The following is a 24990-nucleotide window of genomic DNA, read 5'->3' on the forward strand; positions in this document are numbered from 1 at the left end:
CGCAAGCGCGCCGCCTCACGCGGCGCGCGTCGTTGCGCGCGCATCGATCGCGGTCCGGCACGGCGCGTGCCGGACCCGCTTCCGGCTGCGTGAAATTGCCCCGCGACAATGTGACTCACGGCAGATTTTGCAATGATGATTTGCCGCATGCACCGGTTTTTCATCGCACTCGCGCGACGTATGATTCGGCCAATTTCGTGAATCGAATGCGCATCGGGCGTACGCAAACGGATTCAATGACCCTCGGGCTGTGTGATGAAAAGAAGAGCTTCAAGAGGCTGGTCGGCGCTGATGTCCATGGGCGCGGCATTGAGCCTGTCAGGTTGTAATTTAGATGTACTAAATCCGAAAGGAAGCGTGGGTGCGGCCGAAAAGGCGCTGATCGCGACGTCCACCTGGGCGATGCTGATCGTCGTCGTGCCGGTGATCCTGCTCACGCTATGGTTCGCGTGGCGTTACCGCGCGTCGAACCGCAACGCCGCCTATGCGCCGAACTGGTCGCACTCGACCGCGATCGAGGTCGTGATCTGGACCGTACCGACGCTGATCATCCTGTTTCTCGGCGTGCTCACGTGGAAGACCACTCACGAGCTCGATCCGTACAAGCCGCTCGAATCGGCGGTGAAGCCGCTCGACGTCGAGGTGGTCGCGCTCGACTGGAAGTGGCTGTTCATCTATCCGGAACTCGGTATCGCGTCGGTGAACCAGCTCGCGATTCCGGTCGGCACGCCGGTGAACTTCCGCATCACGTCGGATTCGGTGATGAACTCGTTCTTCATCCCGCAGCTCGGCGGCCAGGTCTACGCGATGGCCGGCATGCAGACGCGCCTGCACCTGATCGCCGACGAGCCCGGCAACTACGCGGGCACGTCCGCCAACTTCAGCGGCCGCGGTTTCTCCGACATGAAGTTCCGCACGCTCGCCGAGCCGCGCGAGCAGTTCGATGCGTGGGTGCAGAAGGTGAAGGCGTCGCCGGACCGGCTCGACGCGACCTTGTACGGCAGCGTCGCGCAGCCGAGCGAGAAGGCGCCGGTGCGCTACTTCTCGTCGGTCGATCCGCGGCTCTTCCACAACATCATCGCGAAATACAACGATGGCCACGTCCTCGACCTGAAGGACGCCGCCTGCGGCACGAAGGGGTAACGCATGTTCGGCAAACTCACACTTTCGGCGATCCCGTTCGATCAGCCCATCATCATGGGGGCCGGCGCCTTCATGGGGCTGGTCGTGCTGGGCATTCTCGCCGCGCTGACGATCACCGGCCGCTGGAAATGGCTGTGGACGGAATGGCTGACCACGGTCGACCACAAGAGACTCGGCGTGATGTACATCATCGTCGCGCTGATCATGCTGCTGCGCGGCTTCGCCGACGCGATCATGATGCGCATGCAGCTCGCGCTCGCGTACAACGCGCCCGGCTACCTGCCGCCGCACCACTATGACCAGATCTTCACGGCACACGGCGTGATCATGATCTTCTTCATGGCGATGGTATTCATGGTCGGCCTGATGAACCTGATCGTGCCGCTGCAGATCGGCGCGCGCGACGTCGCGTTCCCGTTCATCAACTCGCTGTCGTTCTGGATGACGGCGGTCAGCGCGATCCTGATCAACGTGTCGCTCGTGATCGGCGAATTCGCGCAGACGGGCTGGCTCGCGTACCCGCCGCTGTCGGAGCTGCAGTTCAGTCCGGGGGTAGGGGTCGACTACTACCTGTGGGCGCTGCAGATCTCCGGGGTCGGCACGCTGCTGACCGGCGTGAACTTCTTCGTGACGATCATCAAGATGCGCGCGCCGGGCATGACGCTGATGAAGATGCCGGTGTTCACGTGGACGGCGCTCTGCACGAACGTGCTGATCATGGCGTCGTTCCCGATCCTGACCGCGACGCTCGCGCTGCTCGGCCTCGACCGTTACCTCGGCATGCATTTCTTCACGAACGAAGCCGGCGGCAACGCGATGCTGTACCTGAACCTGATCTGGGCGTGGGGCCATCCGGAGGTGTACATCCTGATCCTGCCGGCGTTCGGGATCTTCTCGGAAGTCATCGCGACGTTCGCGAAGAAGCCGCTGTTCGGCTACAAGACGATGGTGTACGCGACCTGCGCGATCATGGTGCTGTCGTTCCTCGTGTGGCTGCATCACTTCTTCACGATGGGCTCGGGCGCGAACGTGAACGCGTTCTTCGGGATCATGACGATGATCATCGCGATTCCGACCGGCGTGAAGGTGTTCAACTGGCTGTTCACGATGTACCGCGGCCGGATCGAGTTCACGACGCCCGTACTGTGGACGATCGGCTTCATGGTCACGTTCACGCTCGGCGGCATGACCGGCGTGATGATGGCGATCCCCGGCGCGGACTTCGTGCTGCACAACAGCCTGTTCCTGATCGCGCACTTCCACAACGTGATCATCGGCGGCGTGCTGTTCGGCTATCTCGCGGGCTTCAACTACTGGTTCCCGAAGGCGTTCGGCTTCAAGCTGAACGAGAAGCTCGGCAAGGCCGCGTTCTGGTTCTGGCAGGTCGGCTTCTACGTCGCGTTCGTGCCGCTGTACGTGCTCGGCTTCATGGGCATGACACGCCGCCTGAACCACTACGACAACCCGGCCTGGCATCCGTGGCTGCTGGTCGCCGCATTCGGCGCCGTGCTGATCGCGATCGGCATCGCATGCCAGCTGTTGCAACTGGTCGTCAGCATCCGCAACCGTCACCTGCCGGAATACCGCGACACCACGGGCGATCCGTGGGGCGGCCGCACGCTGGAATGGGCGACGTCGTCGCCGCCGGCCGACTACAACTTCGCGGTGATCCCGCAGGTGCGCACGCTCGACGCGTACGCGGACATGAAGGCGCGCGGCGAAGGCCGGCCGAACCCGGCGGCGATTCGCGACATCCACATGCCGTCGAATACCTGCGCGGGCCTCGTGATCGCGATCTTCAGCCTGGTGCTCGGCTTCGCGCTGGTGTGGCACATCTGGTGGATGGCGATCGGCGGGCTCATCGGAATCATTGCGACGCTCGTGATCTACAGCTCGCGCGATAACGACGGCTATTACATCCCTGCGTCGACGGTGCGCAAGACCGAAGACAAGCAGCCGACGCAGCGCACGGCCGCGCGCGTCGACGACGTGGAACTGGAGGCCAACTGATGTTGCAGAAAACCTTGAGCGCGACCCTGCTCGAGCACGACGACCATCCGCCGTCGCATTCGGTGTTCGGGTTCTGGCTGTACCTGATGACCGACTGCGTGATCTTCGCGGCGCTGTTCGCGACGTTCGCGGTGCTCGGTCACCAGTACGCGGGCGGGCAGACCGCCAAAGAGCTGTTCGACATTCCGGGCGTCGCGGTCGAAACCGCCGCGCTGCTGCTGTCGAGCATCACGTACGGTTTCGCGATGCTCGCGGCATACAAGCAGCAACGCGGCGCGCTGCTCGCGTGGCTCGCGGTGACGTTCGTGCTCGGCGCGGCGTTTCTCGCGATGGAACTGCGCGAGTTCTCGCACCTGATCGCGGAAGGCGCGGGCCCGCAGCGCAGCGCGTTCCTGTCGGCGTTCTTCACGCTGGTCGGCACGCACGGGCTGCACGTGACGGCCGGCCTGCTGTGGATGCTCGTGCTGGCCGCGCAGATCGTGTTCCGTGGCGGCGACCTGACCGATCGCGACCTGCGGCGCCTGACGTGCCTGAGCCTGTTCTGGCACTTCCTCGACATCGTGTGGATCTGCGTGTTTTCCTTTGTCTATCTCGCGAGCGTGATCTAAATGGCCCATTCGCATTCGTCTCAACTCGAAGAAGGGCACGGCAGTGTCGGCGGCTACGTCGCCGGTTTCATCCTGTCGGTGCTGCTCACGGCCGCGTCGTTCGGCCTGGTGATGGGCGGCGTGCTGTCGCCGCATGCGTCGCTGATCGGGCTGGCCGTGCTCGCGTTCGTGCAGATCGTCGTGCACCTCGTGTACTTCCTGCACATGAACGGCTCGTCGGGCCAGCGCTGGAACGTGATGGCGTTCAGCTATACGGTGCTGACCGCCGCGATCGTGATCGTCGGCACGCTGTGGGTGATGCACAACGTCAGCATGAACATGATGTCGCGGTGAGCGGCAGCGTCGCGCATCGGGTTCGTATCCATGCGTGTTCATGAAGAAAAGGCGGCACGCAGGTGCCGCCTTTTTGCTTTTCCGGCTGCGTCGCGCCGGACCGTACAGTCAGTGCGGCGTGCCCGCGTCGGCGGTCAACGCATGCGTGCAGTCGGCGCGGTACTCGGCGGCGAGCCGATGCTTCGCGCCGTCGAGATCGTCCGGGTAATACGGGCTCGCATGGGCGGGGTCGTAGCCGACCTGTTCGAGCTCGGTCAGCTCGCGCACGAGGTCCGCGCGCGTGACATCGTGGCCCGTGTGCACGAACGGGTACGCATTGCATTCCTGCGGGGTGAGGTGCGGCCCCGCGAACGCGGCGGTGCTGGCGCAGGCGAGCAGCATGCAGGCGAGGGTGGTCGACGGTTTCATCCGGTAGCTCCTGGTTTCGCGGCCCGATGCCGCATGACGTGAGCGTAGGCGGCACCGGCCGCGGGGCGGGCGACGCCTGGATGAAACATGTTTCACGCGTGCGGCCGCGCGGCCGGATGAAGCTATTTTCATCTGGCGCCGCACGGCGCTCGCGGCGCTTACGATAGCGTCGGGCGCGTCGTGCGCGCCCGTCTTGAGGTTCATTGCGAGGGCAATCATGCGAGTACTGACGGTCGAGGACGATGCGGTGACCGCGAACGAAATCGTCGGCGAACTGACCGCGCGCGGATTCGAGGTCGACTGGATCGACAACGGTCGCGAAGGGATGATGCGGGCGATGAGCGCCTCGTACGACGCGATCACGCTCGACCGGATGCTGCCGGGCGCGGACGGCCTCGCGATCCTGACCGCGATGCGCACGGTCGGCATCGACACGCCGGTGCTGATGCTGAGCGCGCTCGGCGACGTCGACGAGCGGATTCGCGGGCTGCGCGCGGGCGGCGACGATTACCTGACGAAGCCGTTCGATTCGGGCGAACTGAGCGCGCGCATCGAAGTGCTGCTGCGCCGCCGGCAAGCCTCGGGCGTGCCGCAGCAGACGCTGCTGAAGGTCGGCGCGCTCGAGCTCGACCTCATTTCGCGCTGCGCGCGTCGCGGCGCCGACGAGATTCCGCTGCTGCCGACCGAGTTCCGCGTGCTCGAATTCATGATGCGCAACGCGGGCCAGACGATCACGCGCACGATGCTGTTCGAGGCCGTGTGGGGCTATCACTTCGATCCCGGCACCAACCTGATCGACGTCCACATGGGCCGGCTGCGCAAGAAGATCGATCCGCCTGGCGCGAACCCGATGATCCAGACGGTGCGCGGATCGGGCTACATGCTCGCTTGACGGAGGCACGGATGGACGCAGCTCGCGCGGCGAATTTCACGCGCCGCTGGCATACGACGACGTTTCGCTGGCTGTGCGCGTACGCGGCGATCTTCTCGGTGTCGCTGCTGCTGCTCGCGGGCGTGATCAGCGTCGCCGCGACGCATACGATGACACGCGACACCGACGACGTGCTCGCGTGGCAACTGATCTATTTCGATTCGATTCCCGATGCCGAGCTGCCGCTCGCGATCCATCGGCGGCTCGAGCACGAGCACATGCACACGAATTTCTACGGGCTGTTCGATGCGAGCGGGCGCCGCGTGGCCGGTGACATCGCGACGCCGCCGGCGCTGCGCACCGATCGCCACGGCCGGACGCTGAACCGCACGCTTGCGCCGCTCGACGGCCAATCGTCGCCGATCGCGCGCGCGATGGCCGTGCGCCGCGACAACGGGATGACGCTGGTCGTCGCGCGCGACCTGTCGCATTTCATCCAGATCCGCGACGTCGCGATCCGCGGGCTCGTGGTCGGCGGCGTGATGATCCTGATCGCCGGCATCGCGGGCGGCAGCATGCTCGGCATGCGGCAGATGCGCCGCGTCGCCGCGATCCGGCGCGTCACGCGGCAGATCGCCGAAGGCGATCTCGGCAAGCGGCTGCCGGTCGGCCGCTACGACGAACTCGATCTGCTCGCGCATCTCGTGAACCACATGCTCGACGAAGTCGAGCGGCTGATGGGCGAGGTGCGCCATGCCTGCGACGGGATCGCGCACGACCTGCGTACGCCGCTTGCTCGCGTGCATACGATGCTGGCGCGGCTCGCCGACCAGCCGGTCTGCGCCCACGATCCCGCGTCGGCGGCGCTGCTGGCTTCGGCGCGCGACGAGACCGACCGGCTGCTCGAACGTTTTCGCGCGATGCTGCGCATCTCCGAGATCGGCACGCTGAGCCGGCGCGGCGGCTTTGCCGCGGTCGACGTCGCCGTCTTGCTGCGCGACGTGTGCGAGCTGTACGAGCCGCTGGCCGAGGCCGTCGACGTGTCGTTCGAGCTCGAGGCGGCCACGGTCGACGGCATCCATGGCGATCGTGCGTTGCTGTTCGAGGCGTTCAGCAATCTCGCGGACAACGCGATCAAGTTCACACCGCCGGGCGGCCGCGTGCGCGTCGTGCTCCAGACGACGCCGCATGGTCCGCTCGTCCGGTTCGAGGACACCGGGCCCGGCATTCCGCCCGGTGAGCGCAATGCGGTGCTCGAACGCTTCTATCGCGGCGAGCGCACCCGCCACGTGAACGGTTCGGGACTTGGATTAAGCATCGTGTCGGCGGTGATGCGCGTACATGGTTTCGCGCTGCGGATCGGCGATGCGCAGCCGGCCGGCGCGGCGATCACGGTCGAATGCTGGCCGCGTTCGCTCGCATGAGCGCGCAGGAGACCGATCGATGCGCATCCTGCTGATTGCTCCGCCGAATCCGGACGTGTCGCGGCTCGACAAGGCGTTTCGGGAAAGCATGCACGGCGTCGAACGCGTCGACGAATGGCGCGATGGCTGTTTCGCGGCGACGCAGGACCGGTTCGACGCGATCGTGATCGTCGCCACCGATGGCGCGGCCGCGCCGGCGGTTCTCGATGGCTTGCCGCTGCTCGCCGCATCGGCCGGCAGCGCGACGATCGCCGCGATCGTTGCCGGCGCCACGTCCGCCCAGCGCGCGCAGATGCTGAAGGCGGGCTGCGACGTATGCCTGGCCCATCCATGCTCGTTCGTCGAATTGCACGAGCGGTTGCGCGCGCTGTGGCGCCGTGCGGGCGTGATCGCGATGCGTGACTCGATCCGGCTCGACACGGCGACGCGCGCACTCGAGGAGCGGGGCCGGCGGCTCGCGCTCAGCGCACGGGAGTTTCGCGTGGTCGAATGCCTGCTGCGGGAAGCGGGGCGGCCGGTCGGCCGCGACGCGGTGCTGCGCTATGCGTGGGGCGACGCCGACATCGAACCCGAAACGGTCAATGCGCTCGTCGTACGGTTGCGGCGCAAGCTGGTCGCGCATGCGTTCTCCGCGCGGATCGAAACGGTGGCGCGATACGGCTTCCGGTTCGACACGGGCGGCTGACGGAGGGGTGCCGCGCCCCGTTTCGTCAAGACAGGCATGCCGCACGTCGCGCGGCATGCCCGGTCACGTGAGGCGGGACCACTCAATGCGAATAGAGCTCGCGATTGAGCCGCTCGAGCTGGCCATCGCGCTCGGCGTGGACCAGTTCGCGATAGACCTGCGCGCGCGTCAGCGGGGCGGCCTGCGGTGCATTCCATGCCGATTGCTGCGACACCGGTGCGGGCGTCGACGATGCGAGCGTCAGCGGGGCAATTGCCGCGTCGGCTTGCGTTGCGCTGGCCTGGCCGGGCAGGGCGACGCAGAGCGCCGAGAGGAGGGTGGCGAACATCAAGGTTTTCATGGCGTGATCCTTTTCAGGTGGCAGGGGCCGTCGCCGCGATGGCGATGCCGGCATGACACACGTTATCGGGCACACCCCGACGGACGCCGGGCGTGCCGATGAAGAAACGTTCATGAACGCGCGCCGCGCCAGCCGCCGCCGAGTGCGCGTACGAGCCCGACGGATGCCTGCAGGCGCCGCGTGTCGACATCGAGCGCCGCGATCTGCGTATCGAGTTCGGTCGTCTGCGCGGTGACCACGTCGAGATAGCTGACCGCGCCGTCGCGATAGCGCGACATCGCGAGCATCAGCGACTGCCGCGCCGCGACGAGCGCCGCGTCGTCCTGGTCCGCTTCGTCGCCGAGGCGGTGCAGCAGCGCGAGATCGTCCTCGACTTCGCGGAACGCCTGCAGCACGACGGACCGGTAGCGCGCACCCTGTTCGGCGAACTGCGCACGGGCGTGGCGCACGCCGGCCGCGCGCAGGCCGCCGTCGAACAGCGTCATCGCGAGACGCGGCCCGATCGACCAGATCTCGTTCGGCGCGGCGAGCCACGGCGAGAACGTATCGCTCTGGAAGCCCGCGTCGAGGCCGAGCGACAGGTCCGGGAAAAAAGCCGCGCGCGCGACGCCGATTCGCGCGTTCGCGGCCGCGACGCGGCGCTCGGCGGCGGCGACGTCCGGCCGGCGTTCGAGCAGCGTCGAGGCAAGTCCCGTCGGGATCGGTGGCACGCCGGGCAGTGCCGCGGCGGACGGCAGCGTGAACGTCGATGCCGACGCGCCGACGAGCGCCGCGATCGCGTGCTCGTCGAGCGCGCGGCGGGCGGCGATGTCGGACGCGCGGGCCTGGGCGAGCGCGAGTTGCGTCTGCGCACGCGCCACGTCGAGCCCCGAAGCGAGGCCGCCGCGATGGCGGCTGACGGTCAGTTGCCACGCGCGGCGGTACGTGTCGATGGTTTGCGTGAGCGTGTCGGCTTCGCGGTCGAGACCCGCGAGATCGAAGTAGGTACTCGCGACGCCGGCCTGCAGGCTCAGCTGGACCGACGCGAGATCGTCGGCGGCCGCCTGCGCGTCGTCGCGGCCGGCCGCGACCGTATTGCGGACCTTGCCCCACAGATCGACGTCGTAGCCGATGCCGGCCGCGAGCGTGTTCGATTCGTAGACGTCAGGCTGGCCGCTGCCGCGCAACGGCCGGCGCGCCGACTGCCGGTCGCGGTCGGTCTCGGCCCCGATGCCCACGGTCGGCAGCAGCGCCGCATGGGCTTCGTCGAACAGCGCGGCAGCTTCGTCGTGCCGCGCGACGGCGGCGGCGAGATCGGGATTCGCGCGCGCGACGAGCGGTTCGAGCCGGTCGAGCGTCGCGTCGCCGTACACGCGCCACCAGCCGTCGCGCGGCAGGCGGTCGGCCGGCGCGGCGTCGATCCACGGGCCCGTTTCACGAAACGCGGCCGGCACCGGAACGTCGGGCGCGCGATACGTCGGCGCCAGCGAACAGCCGGCCAGCAGTGCGGCGCTGCCCAGCAACGCGGCGAGAAGACGGTCAGCCATGCGCGTGCTCCGTCGTGGCCGCGCCGGCGACGCGCACGGGGTCGCCGTCCGCGAGCGAATCGGGCGGGTTGTCGATCACGCGATCGCCTGCCGCGAGCCCCGACGCGATCTCGACGCGCGTGCCGAGGTCGGTCCCGATCGACACGTTGCGCAGCCGCGCGTGCCCGTGTGCATCGAGCACGGCGACCTGCAACCCGTCGTGACGAAAGATCAGCGTGCTGGCCGGAATCGTCAGCCCATGCGCGGCGCCGGGCATCGCGATCCGCACCTGCGCGTATTCGCCGGGAAACAGTGTGCCGGCCGGATTGGCGATCGAAAACTGCGCGAGCAGCGTGCCGGAAGCGGGATCGATCGACTGCGCGGAATCCGCGAGCACGGCGTCGAACGTCATGCCGGGGCGCTCGGGCACGGTCAGCGCGACATGCATGCCCGCGCGGATCGCGGCCGCGTCGTCTTGCGGCACGTGGATGTACAGGCGCAGACGCCGCGCGTCCGACACGGTGAAGAGTTCGGCGCCGTTGCCGCTGCCCGCGTCGATCAGCGCGCCGACATCGGTCTTGCGGGCGGTCACGACGCCGTCGAACGGCGCGGTGAGCCGCTTGAACGATTCGAGCGCTTCGAGCCGCCGCAGGTTGGCGGTGCTCGCCGCGACGGCCGCGCGCTTCGCGTCGAGGTCGCTGCGTTTCTCGTCGGCTTCCTGCTGCGACACGGAATCCTGCGCGAGCATCTCGGCCCAGCGGGCGGCCGTGACGGCCGCGAGCCGCTCGTTCGCGTTCGCGCTCTGCAGGTCGGCTCGAGCCTGCTGCAACTGCTGGTCGAGATCGGGCGTGTCGATCGACGCCAGCAACTGACCGGCCTTCACGTGCGCGCCGATGTCCGCGTACCACGCATGCAGGTAGCCCGGCACGCGTGCATAGATCGGCGCGTCGACATACGCGTCGAGGCGGCCCGGCAGCACGAGCGCGTCGGCCGCGGCCGGCTGCGGCGCGACCGTCGCGACGGTCGGGACCGCCTGTTGCACGGTCCACGCGGCGACCGCGTGCGCATCGTGCTGGCGGGCAAACACACCGGCGGCCGCGGCGACGAGTGCGACCGCGGCGCCCGCGATCGCGAGTGGTTTCAGGTAACGCGGCGTGCCGGGGGGACGGACTTCGAATTCAGTGGACATGCTGTTCTCCCGGAGTGACGGAAAGGGATTCGGAGCGCGGCGCGCGATCGCGCCGGTGAACGAGGCTGAACACGACGGGCACGAACACCAGCGTCGCGGCGGTCGCGCACAGCAGGCCGCCGATGACCGCCCGGCCGAGCGGCGCGTTCTGTTCGCCGCCGTCGCCGAGACCGAGGGCCATCGGCGCCATGCCGATGATCATCGCGAGCGCCGTCATCATCACGGGCCGAAAGCGCGTGAAGCCGGCCTCGAGCGCGGCGGCGGCCGCATCGGCGGTATGCGCGAGCCGTTCGCGCGCGAAGGTGACGACGAGGATGCTGTTCGCGGTCGCGACGCCCATGCACAGGATCGCGCCCGTCAACGCCGGCACCGACAGCGGCGTGCGCGTGACGAACAGCATCCAGACGATGCCGGCGAGCGCGGCGGGCAGCCCGCTCACGATCACGAACGCGTCGCGCCACGAATGGAAGTTCACGACGATCAACAGGTAGATCAGCAGTACCGCGCCGGCCAGGCCGGCAAGCAGGCCGCCGAACGCGCTGTTCATCGTCTGCACCTGGCCGCGCATCGTCACGCGCGAGCCTTTCGGCAGGTCCGCCGCGCTCGCGTGCAGCACGCGTTCGATGCCGGCGCTGACCGCGCCGAGATCGCGGTCCTGCGTCGTCGCGAAGATGTCGTACAGCGGCGCGATGTCGTAGTGCGACACGACCGCATCGGTCTGTCCGCGCACGATCGTCGCAAGGCCGCCGAGCAGTTGCGGCGCGCCCGCGCGGCCGGTGACGGGCAGCGCACGCAGGTCCGACAGTGACGTCATCCGGTACTGCGGGGTCTGCGCGACGATCGGATAGGACACGCCGTTGTGTGGATCGAGCCAGTAGGTCGGCGACACCTGGCTCGTGCCGGACAGGCTCGCGACCACCGCATTGGTGACGTCCTGCTCGGTGACGCCGAGCTGCGCGGCGCGGGCCCGATCGACCGACACCGTGAATTGCGGATAGGTCGACGCCTGCTGCACGCGCGGGTCGGCGACGCCGGGCACCGTGCGGATGCGCCTCAACAGCTCGGTCGCATACGCGCGGTTGGCCGCGCGGTCGGGGCCCGTCACCTGCACGTCGATCGGCGCGGGCGCGCCGAAATTGAGAATCTGGCTCACGATGTCGGCGGGCAGGAACGAAAACGTCACGCCCGGAAACGCGCGCGGCAATACGGTGCGCAACTGCTTCACGTAGCGTGCCGTCGGCGCGTGGTCGCCGGTGAGCGACACGAGGATGTCGCCGTCCTGCGGGCCGATCGTGCCGCTGTTGCTGTACGTGAGGTTGATCCCGCTGTTCGGCAAGCCCATGTTGTCGACGATGCTCGCGAGCGCATGCGGCGGCACGACGCCGCGCACCGTGCGCTCGACGCGATCGAACAATGCGGCCGTTTCCTCGATGCGCGTGCCGATCGGCGCGCGCACGTGAATCGCGATTTCGCCGGCGTCGACCGACGGGAAGAAATTGCGGCCGAGCCACGGCACCAGCGCGAACGACACCGCCACCGCGGCGAGGAACAGCGCGACGAAGCGGGCGCGGTGGACGAGGGCGAGGCCGAGCACGACGCGGTAGCCCGCGCGCAGCGCCGCGAAGCGGCGCTCGAACCCTTGCTGGAACGCCACCAGCAGATTGCGCGCGCGCGGCGGCGCGAACGGTGCGCCGTGCGGCGCGAGCACGGCTTCCGGATGCGCGGCATGCGCCTTCAGCAGGTAGTGCGCCATCATCGGCACGAACGTGCGGGACAGCACGAACGACGCGATCATCGCGAAGATCACCGCTTCGGCCATCGGCACGAACAGGAAGCGGGCGACGCCGTCGAGCAGCAGCATCGGCACGAACACGATGCAGACGCACAGCAGCGACACGAAGGCCGGCGCGACGATCTGCGACGCGCCGTCGAGGATCGCGCTGCGCACGTCCTTGCCCTGTTCGAGATGCCAGTTGACGTTCTCGATCGTGACGGTCGCATCGTCGACCAGAATGCCGACCGCGAGCGCGAGGCCGCCGAGCGTCATCACGTTGAGCGTCTCGCCCGCGGCCGCGAGCGCGGCGATCGCCGCCAGCACCGCGAGCGGGATGGACGCGGCGATGATCAGCGTCGAGCGCCAGCTGCCGAGGAACAGCAGGATCATCGCGGACGTGAGCGCGGCGGCGATCAGCCCTTCGCGCGCCACGCCGCTCACGGCGCCCTTCACGAATACCGACTGGTCGCCCATCACGACGAGCCGCAGCGACGGCGGCAGCGTCGCCTCGATGCGCGGCAGCTGCGCCTTGACGCCCGCGATGATGTCGAGCGTCGACGCCGAGCCGCTCTTCAGCACGCTCATCAGCACCGCGCGGCGGCCGTCGACGCGCACGATGTTGCCCTGCGGCGGAAAGCCGTCGCGCACGTGCGCGACGTCGCGCATGAAGATCACCGCGCCGTTCACGGTGCGGATCGGCAGCGCATTGAGCTGGTCGATGGTCAACGGGCTGTTGTTGAGGCGGATGTTGTACTCGAAGCCGCCGATCTTCTGCGTGCCGGCCGGGATGATCTGGTTCTGCTGCGCGAGCGCGGTCGCGACGTCCTGCGCGGACAGTCCCTTGGCCTGCAGCGCCTGCGGATCGAGGTCGATCTGCACCTGGCGCACCTTGCCGCCGTACGGCGACGGAATCGCGACACCGGCGACGGACAGCAACTGCGGCCGGATCACGTTGGTCGCGTAGTCGCCGAGCTGCTGTTCGTTCAGCGTGTCGCTGGTGAGCGCGAGCTGCAGCACGGGCACGGTCGACGCGTTGTAGTTGAGGATCTGCGGCGGCGTGGTGCCGGGCGGCATCTGTTTGAGCACGGTCTGCGAGATCGACGTGACCTGCGCGGTCGCGGTGCGGATGTCGACGCTCGGCTGGAAGAAGATCTTGACGATCCCGAAGCTGCGGAACGACTGCGACTCGATGTGCGCGACGTCGTTGACCGTCGTGCCGAGCGTGCGCTCGTAGTAGGTGACGATGCGCCCGGACATGTCGGCCGGCTGCAGGCCCGCGTAGTTCCAGACGACGCTGATGACCGGAATCCGGATGTCGGGGAAGATGTCGGTCGGCGTGCGCAGCGCCGCGAGCGGCCCGGCGATCAGGATCAGCAGTGCGAGGACGATGAACGTATAGGGGCGCGCGAGCGCGAGTCGGACGAGTTTCAGCATCGGCGAGGTCTCCGCCGGCGCGACGCGCCGGCCTGTCAGCGAGGTGCCGAAGCGCGGCGGGAGCCCGATTCGGCTCGCGCAGTGTGCGGGGCGCCGCTTAACGCCGGGCGCGACGCAGCATGAAAGATGTTTTAGGAAAGGGTATGGACGGGCAATCGACGTCGATTGTTACAAGACGTTAGCGCTGGCTTCCCGTTGCGATGCCGCGCATCAGTTCTTACAAACTTGAAATATGCGGGGACGGTGCTTGCCGTTATAGTCGAATCACACATGACACAACCAGAAGAGGAATCCATGAAGACTTTGCGTGTTGCCTCGCTCCTGACCGGTATGACGGCCTTGCTCGTGTCGGGCGCAGCAATGGCGGGAGTCAATGTCGGGATCAACGTCGGCGTGCCGGCACCGGTCTACGTCGCGCCCGCGCCCGTGTATGCGCCGCCGCCTCCGCCGGTCGTCTACCAGCCGGCGCCTGTCTATGCACCGGCGCCCGTGTACGCGCCGGCGCCGGCGATCGTGATCGGCTGGCACGGCGACCGCTACTGGGACGGCCGCCGCTACTGGGGCCGCGACGAGTGGTACCGCCGCCATGGCCGCGGCTGGGGCGGCGATCGCGGTCACTGGGATCACGGCCGCCACAACGGCTGGCGTTGATCGACCGGTCGCGCGTGCGTGATGCGTGCGCAACGATCGCTCGTGAGGAAACCGCCCGCGTGGCGGTTTTCTTTTGGCTCGACGGATTGAATGGGTAGAATCGTTCACGTTACTACCCTCATTCGACCGACAGGGCCTCTATGACGAAGGGTTCGCCCCGGGCCGCCGCCGCGCGCGCCCGCCTCGGCGCGCTGCGGGCCGCCGGCCGCGTGGCCGCGGTGCTGGCGCTGCACGCGGCGCTGGCCGTGCCGGCCGCGCACGCGGCCTACGCCATTGCGCAGTACGGCGAGCCGAAGTATCCGCCGGGCTTCAAGCATTTCGACTATGTGAACCCCGACGCGCCGAAGGGCGGCACGCTGGTGCTCGCGAACCCGAATCGGCTGACGTCGTTCGACAAGTTCAATCCGTTCACGATGCGCGGCAACGCCGCGCCCGGCATCGACATGCTGTTCGAGAGCCTCGCGACCGGCAGCTCCGACGAACCGGCGTCCGCGTACGGGCTGCTGGCCGACGACATCGCCGTGGCGCCCGACCGCCGTTCGGTCACGTTCCACCTGAATCCGCGCGCACGCTTTTCGAACGGCGATCGCGTCACGGCCGACGACGTCAAGTTTTCGTTCGACACGCTGAAGAGCAAGCAGGCCGCGCCGCAGTTCGGCGCGTATTTCGCGGAGATCGCGAAGGTCGTGGTCGTCGATCCGGCGACCGTGCGCTTCGAGTTCCGCAGCGCGAATCGCGAGTTGCCGCTGATCGCCGGCGGCGTGCCGGTGTTTTCGCGCAAGTGGGGATTGCGCGCGGACGGTTCGCGCATCCCGTTCGACCAGCTCGCGTTCGAGCAGCCGATCGGCAGCGGCCCGTACCTGATCGAGCGTTACGACAACGGCCGCACGATCACCTATCGGCGCAACCCCGCGTACTGGGGCGCCGACTTGCCGGTACGGGTCGGCACCAACAACTTCGAGCGGATCGTGTACAAGCTGTACGGCGACGGCGTCGCGCGGCTCGAGGCGTTCAAGGCCGGCGAATACGACGTGCTCGTCGAGTACATCGCGCGCAACTGGACGCGGCGCGACGTCGGCAAGCGTTTCGATAGCGGCGAGCTCGTCAAGCGCGAATTCCGCCAACATAACGGCGCCGGCATGCAGGGCTTCTTCATGAACTTGCGCCGGCCGCTGTTTCGCGACGTGCGCGTGCGCCAGGCGCTCGACCTCGCGTTCGACTTCGAATGGCTGAACCGCCAGCTGTTCTACAGCGCGTATACGCGCCTCAACAGTTACTTCGCCGACACCGACCTGCAGGCGACCGGTACGCCGGGCGAGGGCGAGCTGAAGCTGCTGGAGCCGCTGCGCGCGCAGCTCGATCCGGCCGTGTTCGGCCCGATGGTCACGCAGCCGGACACCCATCCGCCGGGCTCGCTGCGTGCGAACCTGCTGAAGGCGCGCGCGCTGCTCGCGCAGGCCGGCTGGACCTATCGCGACGGCGCGCTGCGCAATGCGAAGGGCGAGCCGTTCGCGTTCGAGATCCTCGACGATGCAGGCGGCGCGATGGAAGGCGTCGTGACCGCCTACCAGCGCAACCTCGCGAAGCTCGGCATCGCCGTGCGGTTTCGCACGGCCGACTACGCACTGCTGCAAAAGCGCCTCGACGCATTCGACTACGACATGACGACGATCCGCCTGCCGGGCGTGCAGGTGCCGGGCGCCGAGCAATACTCGCGTTACGCGAGCAAGTTCGCCGACGAGCCGGGCTCCGACAACTTCATCGGATTGAAATCGCCGGCCGTCGACGCGCTGCTGCATGCGCTCGGCACCGCGCAGACGCGCGAGGAACTGCTCGACGCGACGCACGCGCTCGACCGCGTGCTGATGCATGGCTACTATGCGGTCCCGCAGTGGTACAGCACGACGCATCGCATCGCGTACAAGCGCACGCTTGCCTATCCGCAGACGCTGCCGCTGTACTATTCGGCCGAGGGCTGGGTCGTGTCGACCTGGTGGGCGAAGCCCGATCACTGACCCGCGCCGGCCCTCTGTTCAACCCCGCCACCCGATCACGAGTCGACGCCCTATGTGGAGCTACATCCTCAAACGCCTGCTGCTGATGATCCCGACGCTCGTCGGCGTGCTGACGCTCACGTTCGCGGTGATCCAGTTCGTGCCGGGCGGCCCGGTCGAGCAGGCCGTGCAGGAGTTGCGCAAGGGCGCGACGGAGCAGGGCGCGACGCCGTTCGGGATGCGCGCGCACACCGGCGTCGACGCGCAGCAGCTCGCGCAGTTGAAGGCGCTGTACGGCTTCGACAAGCCGCCGCTCGAACGCTACTGGCTGATGCTGAAGCGCTTCGCGCGCTTCGATCTCGGCGACAGCTATTTCCGCCACCAGAGCGTGTGGTCGCTGGTCGTGCAGAAGCTGCCCGTGTCGATCAGCATCGGGCTGTGGACGTTCTTCCTCACGTACCTGATCTCGGTGCCGCTCGGCATCGCGAAGGCGGTGCGCAACGGTTCGCCGTTCGACGTCGCGACGAGCCTCGTCGTGCTCGTCGGCTATGCGATTCCAGGCTTCGTGCTGGGCGTGCTGCTGCTCGTGCTGTTCGGCGGCGGCTCGTTCTGGCAGCTCTTCCCGCTGCGCGGCCTCACGTCGGACAACTTCGCGCAGCTGTCGCTCGTCGGCAAGGTGCTCGACTACCTGTGGCACATCGCGCTGCCGATCACCGCGTCGGTCGTCGGCAGCTTCGCGGTCGTCACGATGCTCACGAAGAACGCGTTCCTCGACGAGATCCGCCGGCAATACGTGCTGACCGCGCGCGCGAAGGGGCTCTCCGAGCGCAGCGTGCTGTGGAAGCACGTGTTCCGCAACGCGATGCTGCCGCTGATCGTCGGTTTCCCGGCCGCGTTCATCGGTGCGTTCTTCACCGGCAGCCTGCTGATCGAGACGCTGTTCTCGCTCGACGGCCTCGGGCTGCTGTCGTACGAATCGGTCGTGCGGCGCGACTATCCGGTCGTGCTCGGCACGCTGTACCTGTTCACGCTGATCGGGCTCGCGACCAAGCTGATCTCCGATCTCTGCTATGTGTGGGTCGATCCGCGCATTCAATTCGACAACCTGGAGCGCTGACATGAAACGAGCCATGCGCATGCCCGGCGCCAGCGGGCGAGGAGCGCGATGAACCGGGCCGTCGCCTCTTCCCGTCTCGACGCCGCGCGGGCGCGCGTGTCGCCGTCGCCCGCCCGCCGCGTGTGGCAGCGCTTCAGGCAGCAGCGCGTCGGCTACTGGAGCTTCGTGATCTTCGTCGTGGCCTTTGCCGCGAGCCTCGCGGCGCCGCTGTGGTCGAACGACAAGCCGCTCGTCGTGCGCTACGACGGCCAGACCTATTTCCCGATGTTCCATGCGTACCCGGAGACGACCTTCGGCGGCGATTTCCCGACGCCGGCCGACTATCTCGATCCGTATGTGCGCAAGCGGCTCGAGGCGCCCGGCAACTTCGTCGTCTATCCGCCGAACCGCTATTACTACGACACGCTGAACTACTTCTCGAACGTACCGAACCCGGCGCCGCCGTCGCGCGAGAACTGGCTCGGCACCGACGCGCAGGGCCGCGACCTGCTCGCGCGGCTCGTGTACGGGTTCCGCGTGTCGGTCGAGTTCGGGCTGATCCTGACCGTGATCGGCACGCTGCTCGGGATCGCCGCGGGCGCCGTGCAGGGCTTCTTCGGCGGACGCATCGACATCGTCGGGCAGCGGCTGATCGAGATCTGGAGCTCGCTGCCGGAGCTGTACCTGCTGATCATCTTCGCGTCGATCTTCGAGCCGAGCTTCCTGCTGCTGATCGTGCTGCTGTCGCTGTTCGGCTGGATCGGGCTCGCCGACTACGTACGCGCGGAATTCCTGCGCAACCGCACCCAGGACTACGTGCGCGCGGCGCGCGCGATGGGGCTGACGAACTGGCAGATCATCTGGCGCCACGTCCTGCCGAACAGTCTCACGCCGGTGATCACGTTCCTGCCGTTCCGGATGAGCGGGTCGATCCTCGCGCTGACGAGCCTCGATTTCCTCGGGCTCGGCGTGCCGCCGCCGACGCCGAGCCTCGGCGAACTGCTCGCGCAGGGCAAGGGCAACCTCGACGCATGGTGGATCTCGCTGTCGACCTTCGGCGTGCTGGTCGCGACGCTGCTGCTGCTGACCTTCATGGGCGACGCGCTGCGCAACGCGCTCGACACGCGGATCGCCGACTCGGTGCGCGCCGCGGGAGGCCAGCGATGAGCACATCGACCGTATCGACGCAGCACGAGCCGCTGCTGTCGCTCGAGCGTCTGCACGTACGCTTCGGCGACACGGTCGCGGTGGACGACGTGACGCTCGCGATCGGGCGCGGCGAGCGGGTCGCGCTCGTCGGCGAGTCGGGGTCCGGCAAGAGCGTGACCGCGCTGTCGATCCTGCGGCTGCTGCGCGACGCCGAAGTGAGCGGCGCGATCCGCTTCGCCGGGCAGGATCTGGTCGCCAAGAGCGAGCGCGAGATGCGCGGGCTGCGCGGCTCGGACATCGCGATGATCTTCCAGGAGCCGATGACGGCGCTCAACCCGCTGTATACGATCGGCGCGCAGATCGGCGAGACGATCGTGCTGCACGACGGCGTCTCGGCCGTGGAGGCGCGCAAGCGCGCGATCGCGTTGCTCGCGCGCACCGGCATCGCGGAGCCGGAGAAGCGCGTCGACAGCTACCCGCACCAGTTGTCGGGCGGCCAGCGGCAGCGCGCGATGATCGCGATGGCGCTCGCGTGCCGGCCGCGCCTGCTGCTGGCCGACGAGCCGACCACCGCGCTCGACGTGACGATCCGCGCGCAGATCGTCGACCTGCTGCTGGAGCTGCAGCGCGAGGAAGCGGAAAAGCGCGGGATGGCGATCCTGCTGATCACGCACGACCTGAATCTCGTGCGGCACTTCGCGCAGCGCGTCGCGGTGATGGAGCACGGCCGGCTCGTCGAGAGCGGGCCCGTCGAGCGGATCTTCGCGGCACCCGAGCATCCGTATACGCAGCGGCTGCTGAACAGCCGGCCGCAACGCGCGGTCATGCCGGTGATGCCGATCGCGCCCGTCGTGCTCGACGCGCGCCACGTGAGCGTGCAGTTCGCGCGCAAGCGGCCGGGCTTCGTGGGCTGGTTCGGCACGGTGCCGGTGACGGCCGTCGCCGACGTGTCGGTGTCGGTGCGGCAGGGCGAAACGCTCGGCATCGTCGGCGAATCGGGATCGGGGAAGTCGACGCTCGCGATGGCGCTGCTCGGGCTGCAGAAGACGGCCGGCGGCGAGATCGAATTCCAGGGGCGCGCGCTATCGACCTATCGCGGCCGCGAACAGACCGCGCTGCGCTCGAACATGCAGGTGGTCTTTCAGGATCCGTTCAGTTCGCTTTCGCCGCGTCACACGATCGAGCGGATCGTCGGCGAGGGGCTCGAGCTGCATCGCCCGGACATGACGCCCGACGCGCGCCGCGCGAAGTCGCTCGCAGTGCTGCGCGAAGTCGGCCTCGACCGCACGGTGCTGCACCGTTATCCGCACGAATTCTCGGGCGGGCAGCGCCAGCGGATCGCGATCGCGCGCGCGCTGGTGTTGGAGCCGCGCATCCTGATCCTCGACGAGCCGACGTCGGCGCTCGACGTGTCGATCCAGCAGCAGGTGCTGAAGCTGCTCGCGAATTTGCAACAGAAATACAACCTCGGCTACGTGTTCATCAGCCACGACCTGGAGGTGATCGGCGCGATGGCGCACCGCGTCGCGGTGATGCAGGACGGCGCGGTCGTCGAGTCGGGGGAGGTGTCCGACGTCTTCACCAGACCGTCACATCCTTACACACAAAAGCTGTTGAAAGCGGTCTGGAAAGCGTGATAGGCGTCCAATGGTCTGACCATCTCGATTGTATTTTTTAATTTGTTTTGACAAACGATTACGCGCTGGCTAGTATCGACCGAAATTTTCCGCCAATCAGCTGATTTTTAAGCAAATTCCATCGACCAATGCAGCATCGATCCCTGACCCAGGCATGCGCGCGCACCATCGCCGGGCTGTTCATCGGCGCCCTGTTCGCAGCAGCTCCCGGCGCGTTCGCCGACGAAGTCAGCAGTTTTAACCAGAATGTCACCAATTCGACTCAGATCGGGTCGGGTTCCCCCCTCCAGCAGACCAGCGCGCAGCCGTCGAGCGGCGGCGCGAAGTCGTTCCTTGCCGGCATGGCGGGCAAGGCCGGCGACGTGGTGGTCGGCGCGCTGAACATGATCGGCGTGCGGTATCGCTGGGGCGGCAACTCGCCGGATTCGGGCCTCGACTGCAGCGGCTTCGTGCGCTACGTGTTCCAGGACACGCTCGGCATGTCGCTGCCGCGTCGCGCGGAAGAAATGAGCCGCGTCGGCGAGAAGGTGAGCATGAGCAACCTGAAGCCGGGCGATCTCGTGTTCTTCAACACGATGCGCCGCACGTTCTCGCACGTCGGCATCTACATCGGCGACAACAAGTTCGTGCACTCGCCGTCGACGGGCAGCACGGTGCGCGTCGACGATCTCGACAGCGGCTACTGGGAAAAGCGTTTCACCGGCGCGCGCCGGATCGAATCGGAATTCCCGATGAAGCCTGAAGACCTGCGTCAGCGCGTGCGCGCGACGATCGGCGACGATTCGGCGAACGGCAACAACTGACGTTTGCCGGTCGGTCGGGCCGGACGATAAAAAACCCTGTCACCGAAAGGTGGCAGGGTTTTTTGTTTTGGGGCGGGCGTTGGCGACGAAGCCGAAGCCGTTCCGTCGGCGGCCGGGACGCGGCGTGTGCCGTGGCCGCCCGCCCATCGTGGCTTACGCGGCGGCCGTCACGCCGCGCGCCGCCGCGAGCTTGCGCTGCAGTTCCGGCATGATGCGCGCGACCGCTTCCTCGCCCGCGAGGATCGCCGCGTTGCGCTGGTTGAAGTCGCTGCCGCCCATCGCCGCGAGGTTCGGGCGAATCACGACGTCCGCGTACTTGTCGAGCTCGTAGGTCTTGATCGTCTGGCCCATGATCGTGAAGGTCTGCAGCAGCATCTCGATCGGGTTGTTGGTCGCCGCGCCGTCCGGTCGGGCCGAGATGTCGACCGCGATCACGAAGCTCGCGCCCATCTTGCGCGCAAACGACGCCGGCACCGGGCTCACCAGCCCGCCGTCCACATATTCGCGATTGCCGATCTTCACCGGCTCGAACACCGACGGCACGCTGCACGACGCGCGCACCGCGAGCCCGGTGTTGCCCTGCTGGAACAGGATCGGCTGGCCGCTTTGCAGGTCCGTCGCGACGATGCCGAGCGGCTTCGCCATCTTCTCGATCGGTCGGTTGTTGAGCGTCTTGTTCAGGAAGTTCTGCAGCGCGACGCCTTGCAGCAGGCCGCGCGAGCGAAACGGCAGCGCCCAGTCGCTGATCGACGCCTGGTCCATGTCGAGCGCGATCTTGTTGATCTGCAGCGCGTTCATGCCGGACGCGTAGAGCGCGCCGACCACCGAGCCCGCGCTCGTCCCGGCGACGAGCTCGATCGGGATGCCGCGCGCCTCGAGCGCCTTCAGCACGCCGATGTGCGAGAAGCCGCGCGCGGCGCCGCCGCCGAGCGCGATGCCGATCTTGACGGGTTTCTCCTGCGGCGGTGCCGTGCCGGGGCGGGACTTGTCGCCGAAGGACGTACAGGCGGCGAGGCTGGCGGACGCGCACGCGATCGTGAAGTGGCGGCGCGACAGGCGAGGGGACGACATCGAATGGTTCTCCGGCGGCTTGGCGGCGGGTTACACGGCCCGCGGCGGCGATAGGTTCCGAGCGGCCGCGCAGGAGGTTCCGTGCGGCCGGCGCCGCGCCGGCTGGCGGCCGCGGCGCGCACATCATAAAGCAAGCGGTGCGCTTGGCGCGATGTCCGGCGCGAGTATAATTCCGGCTTCTTTCCCGTTCCGGGCGCCGCCGGCTCCGTTGCTGTCCGGGCTGCCGTCGTCGTCCCGCGTCGAATCATTCATGCGCCCCAGGCGTTCGAGTTACCGTTTATGACCCGTCCTGTCCGTACCCGCTTCGCGCCGAGTCCCACCGGCTTCATCCACCTCGGCAACATCCGCTCCGCACTCTATCCGTGGGCGTTCGCCCGCAAGATGAAAGGCACGTTCGTGCTGCGCATCGAGGATACCGACGTCGAGCGCTCGTCGCAGGAAGCGGTCGATGCGATCCTCGAAGGGATGCAATGGCTCGGGCTGGATTTCGACGAAGGCCCGATCTACCAGATGCAGCGGATGGATCGCTATCGCGAAGTGCTCGCGCAGATGCTCGAGAAGGGTCTCGCCTATCCGTGCTACATGTCGGCCGAGGAACTCGACGCGCTGCGCGAACGCCAGCGCGAAGCCGGCCTGAAGCCGCGCTACGACGGTACGTGGCGTCCGGAGCCCGGCAAGGTGCTGCCGGAGCCGCCGGCCGGCGTGAAGCCGGTGCTGCGCTTCCGCAATCCGCTGACGGGCACGGTCGTGTGGGACGACGCGGTGAAGGGGCGTGTCGAGATCTCGAACGAGGAACTCGACGACCTCGTGATCGCGCGCCCGGACGGCACGCCGATCTACAACTTCTGCGTGGTGGTGGACGACATGGACATGGGCATCACGCACGTGATCCGTGGCGACGACCACGTGAACAACACGCCGCGCCAGATCAACATCCTGAATGCGCTCGGCGGCGAGCCGCCCGTCTATGCGCACCTGCCGACCGTGCTGAACGAGCAGGGCGAGAAGATGAGCAAGCGGCATGGCGCGATGAGCGTGATGGCGTACCGCGACGCGGGCTTCCTGCCGGAAGCCGTCGTCAACTATCTCGCGCGTCTCGGCTGGTCGCACGGTGACGCCGAGATCTTCTCGCGCGAGCAGTTCGTCGAATGGTTCGATCTCGAGCATCTCGGCAAGTCGCCCGCGCAGTACGACCACAGCAAGCTGAGCTGGCTGAACGCGCATTACATCAAGGAAGCCGACAACGCGCGCCTTGCCGAACTCGCGAAGCCGTTCCTCGACGCACTCGGCATCGATGACGCGGCGATCGCGACGGGCCCCGCGCTCGACGCGGTGGTCGGCCTGATGAAGGATCGTGCGACGACGGTCAAGGAGATCGCGGAAGGCGCGACGATGTTCTACCGCGTGCCGGCGCCCGAGGCCGATGCGCTCGCGCAGCACGTGACCGATGCGGTGCGCCCGGCGCTGGCCGATCTCGTCGCCGCGCTGAAGGCGGCCGACTGGACGAAGGAAGCAGTATCCGCGGCGTTGAAGGCGACGCTCGCCGCACACAAGCTGAAGATGCCGCAGCTCGCGATGCCGGTGCGCCTGCTGGTGGCGGGCACGACGCACACGCCGTCGATCGACGCGGTGCTCGTGCTGTTCGGTCGCGACGTCGTGGTGTCGCGCATCGAGGCCGCGCTGGCCTGACGTTCGTGCGTGCGCGAAGCCGTCCGCGCATGCGCGCGCGGCGGCTTCGCAAAAAATTTCGTGCGAATCGTAAAAAGGGTATTTACAAGTTCGAAATCGGTCCATATAATCTCATTTCTGTTCTGCAAGGGGGTATAGCTCAGCTGGGAGAGCGCTTGCATGGCATGCAAGAGGTCAGCGGTTCGATCCCGCTTACCTCCACCAACAGAACAAACCGAATTGATTGGCGAAGCAGCGGTAGTAATAAATGCTTCACAAAATGATTCAAAGCAGTTAGAATTTCGGCCTTCGCTGTTGACCAGAAGTGAATAGCGAAAGTCAGACAAATCTGAAAAGATTTTGTCCCCTTCGTCTAGAGGCCTAGGACATCACCCTTTCACGGTGAGTACAGGGGTTCGAATCCCCTAGGGGACGCCAGATTCAGCGGCGTTTCATAGAAGTGTCGCGAGGCTTGCAGGAACGTAACCGACGTCCTGCAGGTTGGGTAAGAAAGCTGGAGCGGTAGTTCAGTCGGTTAGAATACCGGCCTGTCACGCCGGGGGTCGCGGGTTCGAGTCCCGTCCGCTCCGCCAGAACGAAGCCCGTTCAAGACGTTTTTGAGCGGGCTTTTGTATTAAAGATGTAAGCAGTACGTTGTCCCCTTCGTCTAGAGGCCTAGGACATCACCCTTTCACGGTGAGTACAGGGGTTCGAATCCCCTAGGGGACGCCAGATTCAGCGGCGTTTCGTAGAAGTGTCGCAGCGTGTGCAGGAACGTGACGAGATCCTGCAGGCGATGGTGCAGAAAGCTGGAGCGGTAGTTCAGTTGGTTAGAATACCGGCCTGTCACGCCGGGGGTCGCGGGTTCGAGCCCCGTCCGCTCCGCCAGAACGAAGCCCGTTCAAAAAGCGTTTTTGAACGGGCTTTCTCGTTAAAGATGTAAGCAGTACGTTGTCCCCTTCGTCTAGAGGCCTAGGACATCACCCTTTCACGGTGAGTACAGGGGTTCGAATCCCCTAGGGGACGCCAGATTTCGGCGTCGTTCGAACAAACGACGCGCCGGCAGGAAGTAACCGACGCCTGCCAGGCAAGCAGCAAGACTGGAGCGGTAGTTCAGTCGGTTAGAATACCGGCCTGTCACGCCGGGGGTCGCGGGTTCGAGTCCCGTCCGCTCCGCCAGAAAATGAAGAAGCCCGC

20 protein-coding genes and 7 tRNA genes are annotated in these 24990 nt (G+C 67.1%); 21 read left to right on the forward strand and 6 right to left on the reverse strand.

The window, feature by feature from the left end; genetic code table 11:
* Window positions 1–255 precede the first annotated feature (255 nt).
* The 4 genes from cyoA to cyoD are packed head-to-tail and all read left to right on the forward strand — an operon-like array spanning window position 256 to window position 4094.
* On the forward strand, window positions 256–1143 hold the full coding sequence (gene cyoA / locus DFS13_RS24125) for a ubiquinol oxidase subunit II (RefSeq protein WP_012492697.1): 888 nt from the start codon (window positions 256–258) through the stop codon (window positions 1141–1143).
* 3 nt (window positions 1144–1146) lie between these two features.
* Window positions 1147–3153 carry a cytochrome o ubiquinol oxidase subunit I gene (gene cyoB, locus DFS13_RS24130; protein WP_111442209.1) on the forward strand — a complete coding sequence of 669 codons (2007 nt, stop codon included), beginning with the start codon at window positions 1147–1149 and terminating at the stop codon, window positions 3151–3153.
* Window positions 3153–3761, forward strand: a complete 609-nt coding sequence (gene cyoC / locus DFS13_RS24135; protein ID WP_006483998.1) for a cytochrome o ubiquinol oxidase subunit III — start codon at window positions 3153–3155, stop codon at window positions 3759–3761. The genes cyoB and cyoC overlap by 1 nt, the downstream gene beginning before the upstream one ends.
* Window positions 3762–4094, forward strand: a complete 333-nt coding sequence (gene cyoD, locus DFS13_RS24140) for a cytochrome o ubiquinol oxidase subunit IV (RefSeq protein ID WP_006478441.1) — start codon at window positions 3762–3764, stop codon at window positions 4092–4094.
* Between the two features lie 108 nt (window positions 4095–4202).
* Here the strand turns inward: cyoD and DFS13_RS24145 are convergent, their stop codons facing one another.
* On the reverse strand, window positions 4203–4502 hold the full coding sequence (locus DFS13_RS24145; RefSeq protein ID WP_012492696.1) for a DUF4148 domain-containing protein: 300 nt from the start codon (window positions 4500–4502) through the stop codon (window positions 4203–4205).
* Window positions 4503–4719: 217 nt separating this feature from the next.
* Here DFS13_RS24145 and DFS13_RS24150 point away from each other — a divergent pair, with 217 nt between their 5' ends.
* From DFS13_RS24150 to DFS13_RS24160, 3 genes are read left to right on the forward strand one after another with little or no spacing between them, the layout of a single operon-like run.
* Window positions 4720–5394: a response regulator transcription factor gene (locus tag DFS13_RS24150; protein ID WP_006483985.1), complete on the forward strand. Its 675-nt coding sequence runs from the start codon at window positions 4720–4722 to the stop codon at window positions 5392–5394.
* Between the two features lie 11 nt (window positions 5395–5405).
* Entirely contained in the window at window positions 5406–6797 is a 1392-nt protein-coding gene (locus DFS13_RS24155) for a HAMP domain-containing sensor histidine kinase (protein ID WP_006498654.1), read from the forward strand.
* A gap of 19 nt (window positions 6798–6816) precedes the next feature.
* The gene (locus DFS13_RS24160; RefSeq protein WP_006483996.1) at window positions 6817–7482 is read left to right on the forward strand and encodes a response regulator transcription factor; all 666 of its coding nucleotides are present in this window, start codon (window positions 6817–6819) and stop codon (window positions 7480–7482) included.
* Between the two features lie 82 nt (window positions 7483–7564).
* Here DFS13_RS24160 and DFS13_RS24165 read toward each other — a convergent pair whose 3' ends face one another.
* The 4 genes from DFS13_RS24165 to DFS13_RS24180 form a co-directional block, all read right to left on the reverse strand.
* Window positions 7565–7822, reverse strand: coding sequence for a DUF4148 domain-containing protein (locus DFS13_RS24165; RefSeq protein ID WP_111442210.1), 258 nt, complete (start codon window positions 7820–7822; stop codon window positions 7565–7567).
* Between the two features lie 110 nt (window positions 7823–7932).
* Entirely contained in the window at window positions 7933–9348 is a 1416-nt protein-coding gene (locus DFS13_RS24170; protein ID WP_048984790.1) for an efflux transporter outer membrane subunit, read from the reverse strand.
* Window positions 9341–10516 carry an efflux RND transporter periplasmic adaptor subunit gene (locus DFS13_RS24175; protein ID WP_111442211.1) on the reverse strand — a complete coding sequence of 392 codons (1176 nt, stop codon included), beginning with the start codon at window positions 10514–10516 and terminating at the stop codon, window positions 9341–9343. The genes DFS13_RS24170 and DFS13_RS24175 overlap by 8 nt, the downstream gene beginning before the upstream one ends.
* Entirely contained in the window at window positions 10506–13724 is a 3219-nt protein-coding gene (locus DFS13_RS24180; protein ID WP_111442212.1) for an efflux RND transporter permease subunit, read from the reverse strand. Before DFS13_RS24180 ends, DFS13_RS24175 begins: the two co-directional genes overlap by 11 nt.
* Before the next feature lie 294 nt (window positions 13725–14018).
* Here DFS13_RS24180 and DFS13_RS24185 point away from each other — a divergent pair, with 294 nt between their 5' ends.
* The 6 genes from DFS13_RS24185 (at window position 14019) to DFS13_RS24210 (ending at window position 21054) form a co-directional block, all read left to right on the forward strand.
* Window positions 14019–14375, forward strand: coding sequence for a hypothetical protein (locus DFS13_RS24185; RefSeq protein WP_012328786.1), 357 nt, complete (start codon window positions 14019–14021; stop codon window positions 14373–14375).
* 140 nt (window positions 14376–14515) lie between these two features.
* On the forward strand, window positions 14516–16390 hold the full coding sequence (locus tag DFS13_RS24190; protein WP_059722805.1) for an extracellular solute-binding protein: 1875 nt from the start codon (window positions 14516–14518) through the stop codon (window positions 16388–16390).
* Window positions 16391–16442: 52 nt separating this feature from the next.
* Window positions 16443–17486, forward strand: coding sequence for a microcin C ABC transporter permease YejB (locus DFS13_RS24195; RefSeq protein WP_111442213.1), 1044 nt, complete (start codon window positions 16443–16445; stop codon window positions 17484–17486).
* 48 nt (window positions 17487–17534) lie between these two features.
* Window positions 17535–18632, forward strand: a complete 1098-nt coding sequence (locus tag DFS13_RS24200) for an ABC transporter permease (protein WP_006481943.1) — start codon at window positions 17535–17537, stop codon at window positions 18630–18632.
* Window positions 18629–20251, forward strand: coding sequence for an ABC transporter ATP-binding protein (locus tag DFS13_RS24205; protein ID WP_111442214.1), 1623 nt, complete (start codon window positions 18629–18631; stop codon window positions 20249–20251). Before DFS13_RS24200 ends, DFS13_RS24205 begins: the two co-directional genes overlap by 4 nt.
* A gap of 128 nt (window positions 20252–20379) precedes the next feature.
* Entirely contained in the window at window positions 20380–21054 is a 675-nt protein-coding gene (locus DFS13_RS24210) for a C40 family peptidase (protein WP_111442215.1), read from the forward strand.
* 153 nt (window positions 21055–21207) lie between these two features.
* Here DFS13_RS24210 and DFS13_RS24215 read toward each other — a convergent pair whose 3' ends face one another.
* A complete protein-coding gene (locus DFS13_RS24215; protein WP_006481941.1) occupies window positions 21208–22125 on the reverse strand; it encodes a patatin-like phospholipase family protein in 918 nt (305 codons plus the stop codon).
* 279 nt (window positions 22126–22404) lie between these two features.
* Between DFS13_RS24215 and gltX the strand changes: the two genes are divergently transcribed.
* The 8 genes from gltX (at window position 22405) to DFS13_RS24255 (ending at window position 24972) form a co-directional block, all read left to right on the forward strand.
* Window positions 22405–23814, forward strand: coding sequence for a glutamate--tRNA ligase (gltX, locus tag DFS13_RS24220; protein ID WP_006481951.1), 1410 nt, complete (start codon window positions 22405–22407; stop codon window positions 23812–23814).
* 128 nt (window positions 23815–23942) lie between these two features.
* A tRNA-Ala gene (locus DFS13_RS24225) sits at window positions 23943–24018 on the forward strand.
* 137 nt (window positions 24019–24155) lie between these two features.
* Window positions 24156–24231 (forward strand) — tRNA-Glu (locus tag DFS13_RS24230).
* A 78-nt stretch (window positions 24232–24309) separates the two neighbouring features.
* Window positions 24310–24386 (forward strand) — tRNA-Asp (locus DFS13_RS24235).
* Between the two features lie 63 nt (window positions 24387–24449).
* Window positions 24450–24525 (forward strand) — tRNA-Glu (locus DFS13_RS24240).
* Between the two features lie 79 nt (window positions 24526–24604).
* Window positions 24605–24681: transfer RNA gene (locus tag DFS13_RS24245), tRNA-Asp, on the forward strand.
* 65 nt (window positions 24682–24746) lie between these two features.
* Window positions 24747–24822: transfer RNA gene (locus DFS13_RS24250), tRNA-Glu, on the forward strand.
* A 73-nt stretch (window positions 24823–24895) separates the two neighbouring features.
* A tRNA-Asp gene (locus DFS13_RS24255) sits at window positions 24896–24972 on the forward strand.
* Window positions 24973–24990 lie beyond the last annotated feature (18 nt).

The sequence above is a fragment of the Burkholderia sp. 28_3 genome (genome assembly GCF_003253915.1).
In the GTDB taxonomy this organism is placed as follows: Bacteria; Pseudomonadota; Gammaproteobacteria; order Burkholderiales; family Burkholderiaceae; genus Burkholderia; species Burkholderia cenocepacia.

Coding starts and splice junctions, on each gene's coding strand:
- gltX (WP_006481951.1), top strand. CDS start 22,405: ATGACCCGTCCTGTCCGTACCCGCTTCGCGCCGAGTCCCACCGGCTTC.
- DFS13_RS24150 (WP_006483985.1), top strand. CDS start 4,720: ATGCGAGTACTGACGGTCGAGGACGATGCGGTGACCGCGAACGAAATC.
- DFS13_RS24160 (WP_006483996.1), top strand. CDS start 6,817: ATGCGCATCCTGCTGATTGCTCCGCCGAATCCGGACGTGTCGCGGCTC.
- DFS13_RS24210 (WP_111442215.1), top strand. CDS start 20,380: ATGCAGCATCGATCCCTGACCCAGGCATGCGCGCGCACCATCGCCGGG.
- cyoA (WP_012492697.1), top strand. CDS start 256: ATGAAAAGAAGAGCTTCAAGAGGCTGGTCGGCGCTGATGTCCATGGGC.
- DFS13_RS24185 (WP_012328786.1), top strand. CDS start 14,019: ATGAAGACTTTGCGTGTTGCCTCGCTCCTGACCGGTATGACGGCCTTG.
- DFS13_RS24195 (WP_111442213.1), top strand. CDS start 16,443: ATGTGGAGCTACATCCTCAAACGCCTGCTGCTGATGATCCCGACGCTC.
- DFS13_RS24175 (WP_111442211.1), bottom strand. CDS start 10,516: ATGTCCACTGAATTCGAAGTCCGTCCCCCCGGCACGCCGCGTTACCTG.
- DFS13_RS24190 (WP_059722805.1), top strand. CDS start 14,516: ATGACGAAGGGTTCGCCCCGGGCCGCCGCCGCGCGCGCCCGCCTCGGC.
- DFS13_RS24200 (WP_006481943.1), top strand. CDS start 17,535: ATGAACCGGGCCGTCGCCTCTTCCCGTCTCGACGCCGCGCGGGCGCGC.
- DFS13_RS24205 (WP_111442214.1), top strand. CDS start 18,629: ATGAGCACATCGACCGTATCGACGCAGCACGAGCCGCTGCTGTCGCTC.
- DFS13_RS24155 (WP_006498654.1), top strand. CDS start 5,406: ATGGACGCAGCTCGCGCGGCGAATTTCACGCGCCGCTGGCATACGACG.
- cyoC (WP_006483998.1), top strand. CDS start 3,153: ATGTTGCAGAAAACCTTGAGCGCGACCCTGCTCGAGCACGACGACCAT.
- cyoB (WP_111442209.1), top strand. CDS start 1,147: ATGTTCGGCAAACTCACACTTTCGGCGATCCCGTTCGATCAGCCCATC.
- DFS13_RS24145 (WP_012492696.1), bottom strand. CDS start 4,502: ATGAAACCGTCGACCACCCTCGCCTGCATGCTGCTCGCCTGCGCCAGC.
- DFS13_RS24165 (WP_111442210.1), bottom strand. CDS start 7,822: ATGAAAACCTTGATGTTCGCCACCCTCCTCTCGGCGCTCTGCGTCGCC.
- cyoD (WP_006478441.1), top strand. CDS start 3,762: ATGGCCCATTCGCATTCGTCTCAACTCGAAGAAGGGCACGGCAGTGTC.
- DFS13_RS24215 (WP_006481941.1), bottom strand. CDS start 22,125: ATGTCGTCCCCTCGCCTGTCGCGCCGCCACTTCACGATCGCGTGCGCG.
- DFS13_RS24180 (WP_111442212.1), bottom strand. CDS start 13,724: ATGCTGAAACTCGTCCGACTCGCGCTCGCGCGCCCCTATACGTTCATC.
- DFS13_RS24170 (WP_048984790.1), bottom strand. CDS start 9,348: ATGGCTGACCGTCTTCTCGCCGCGTTGCTGGGCAGCGCCGCACTGCTG.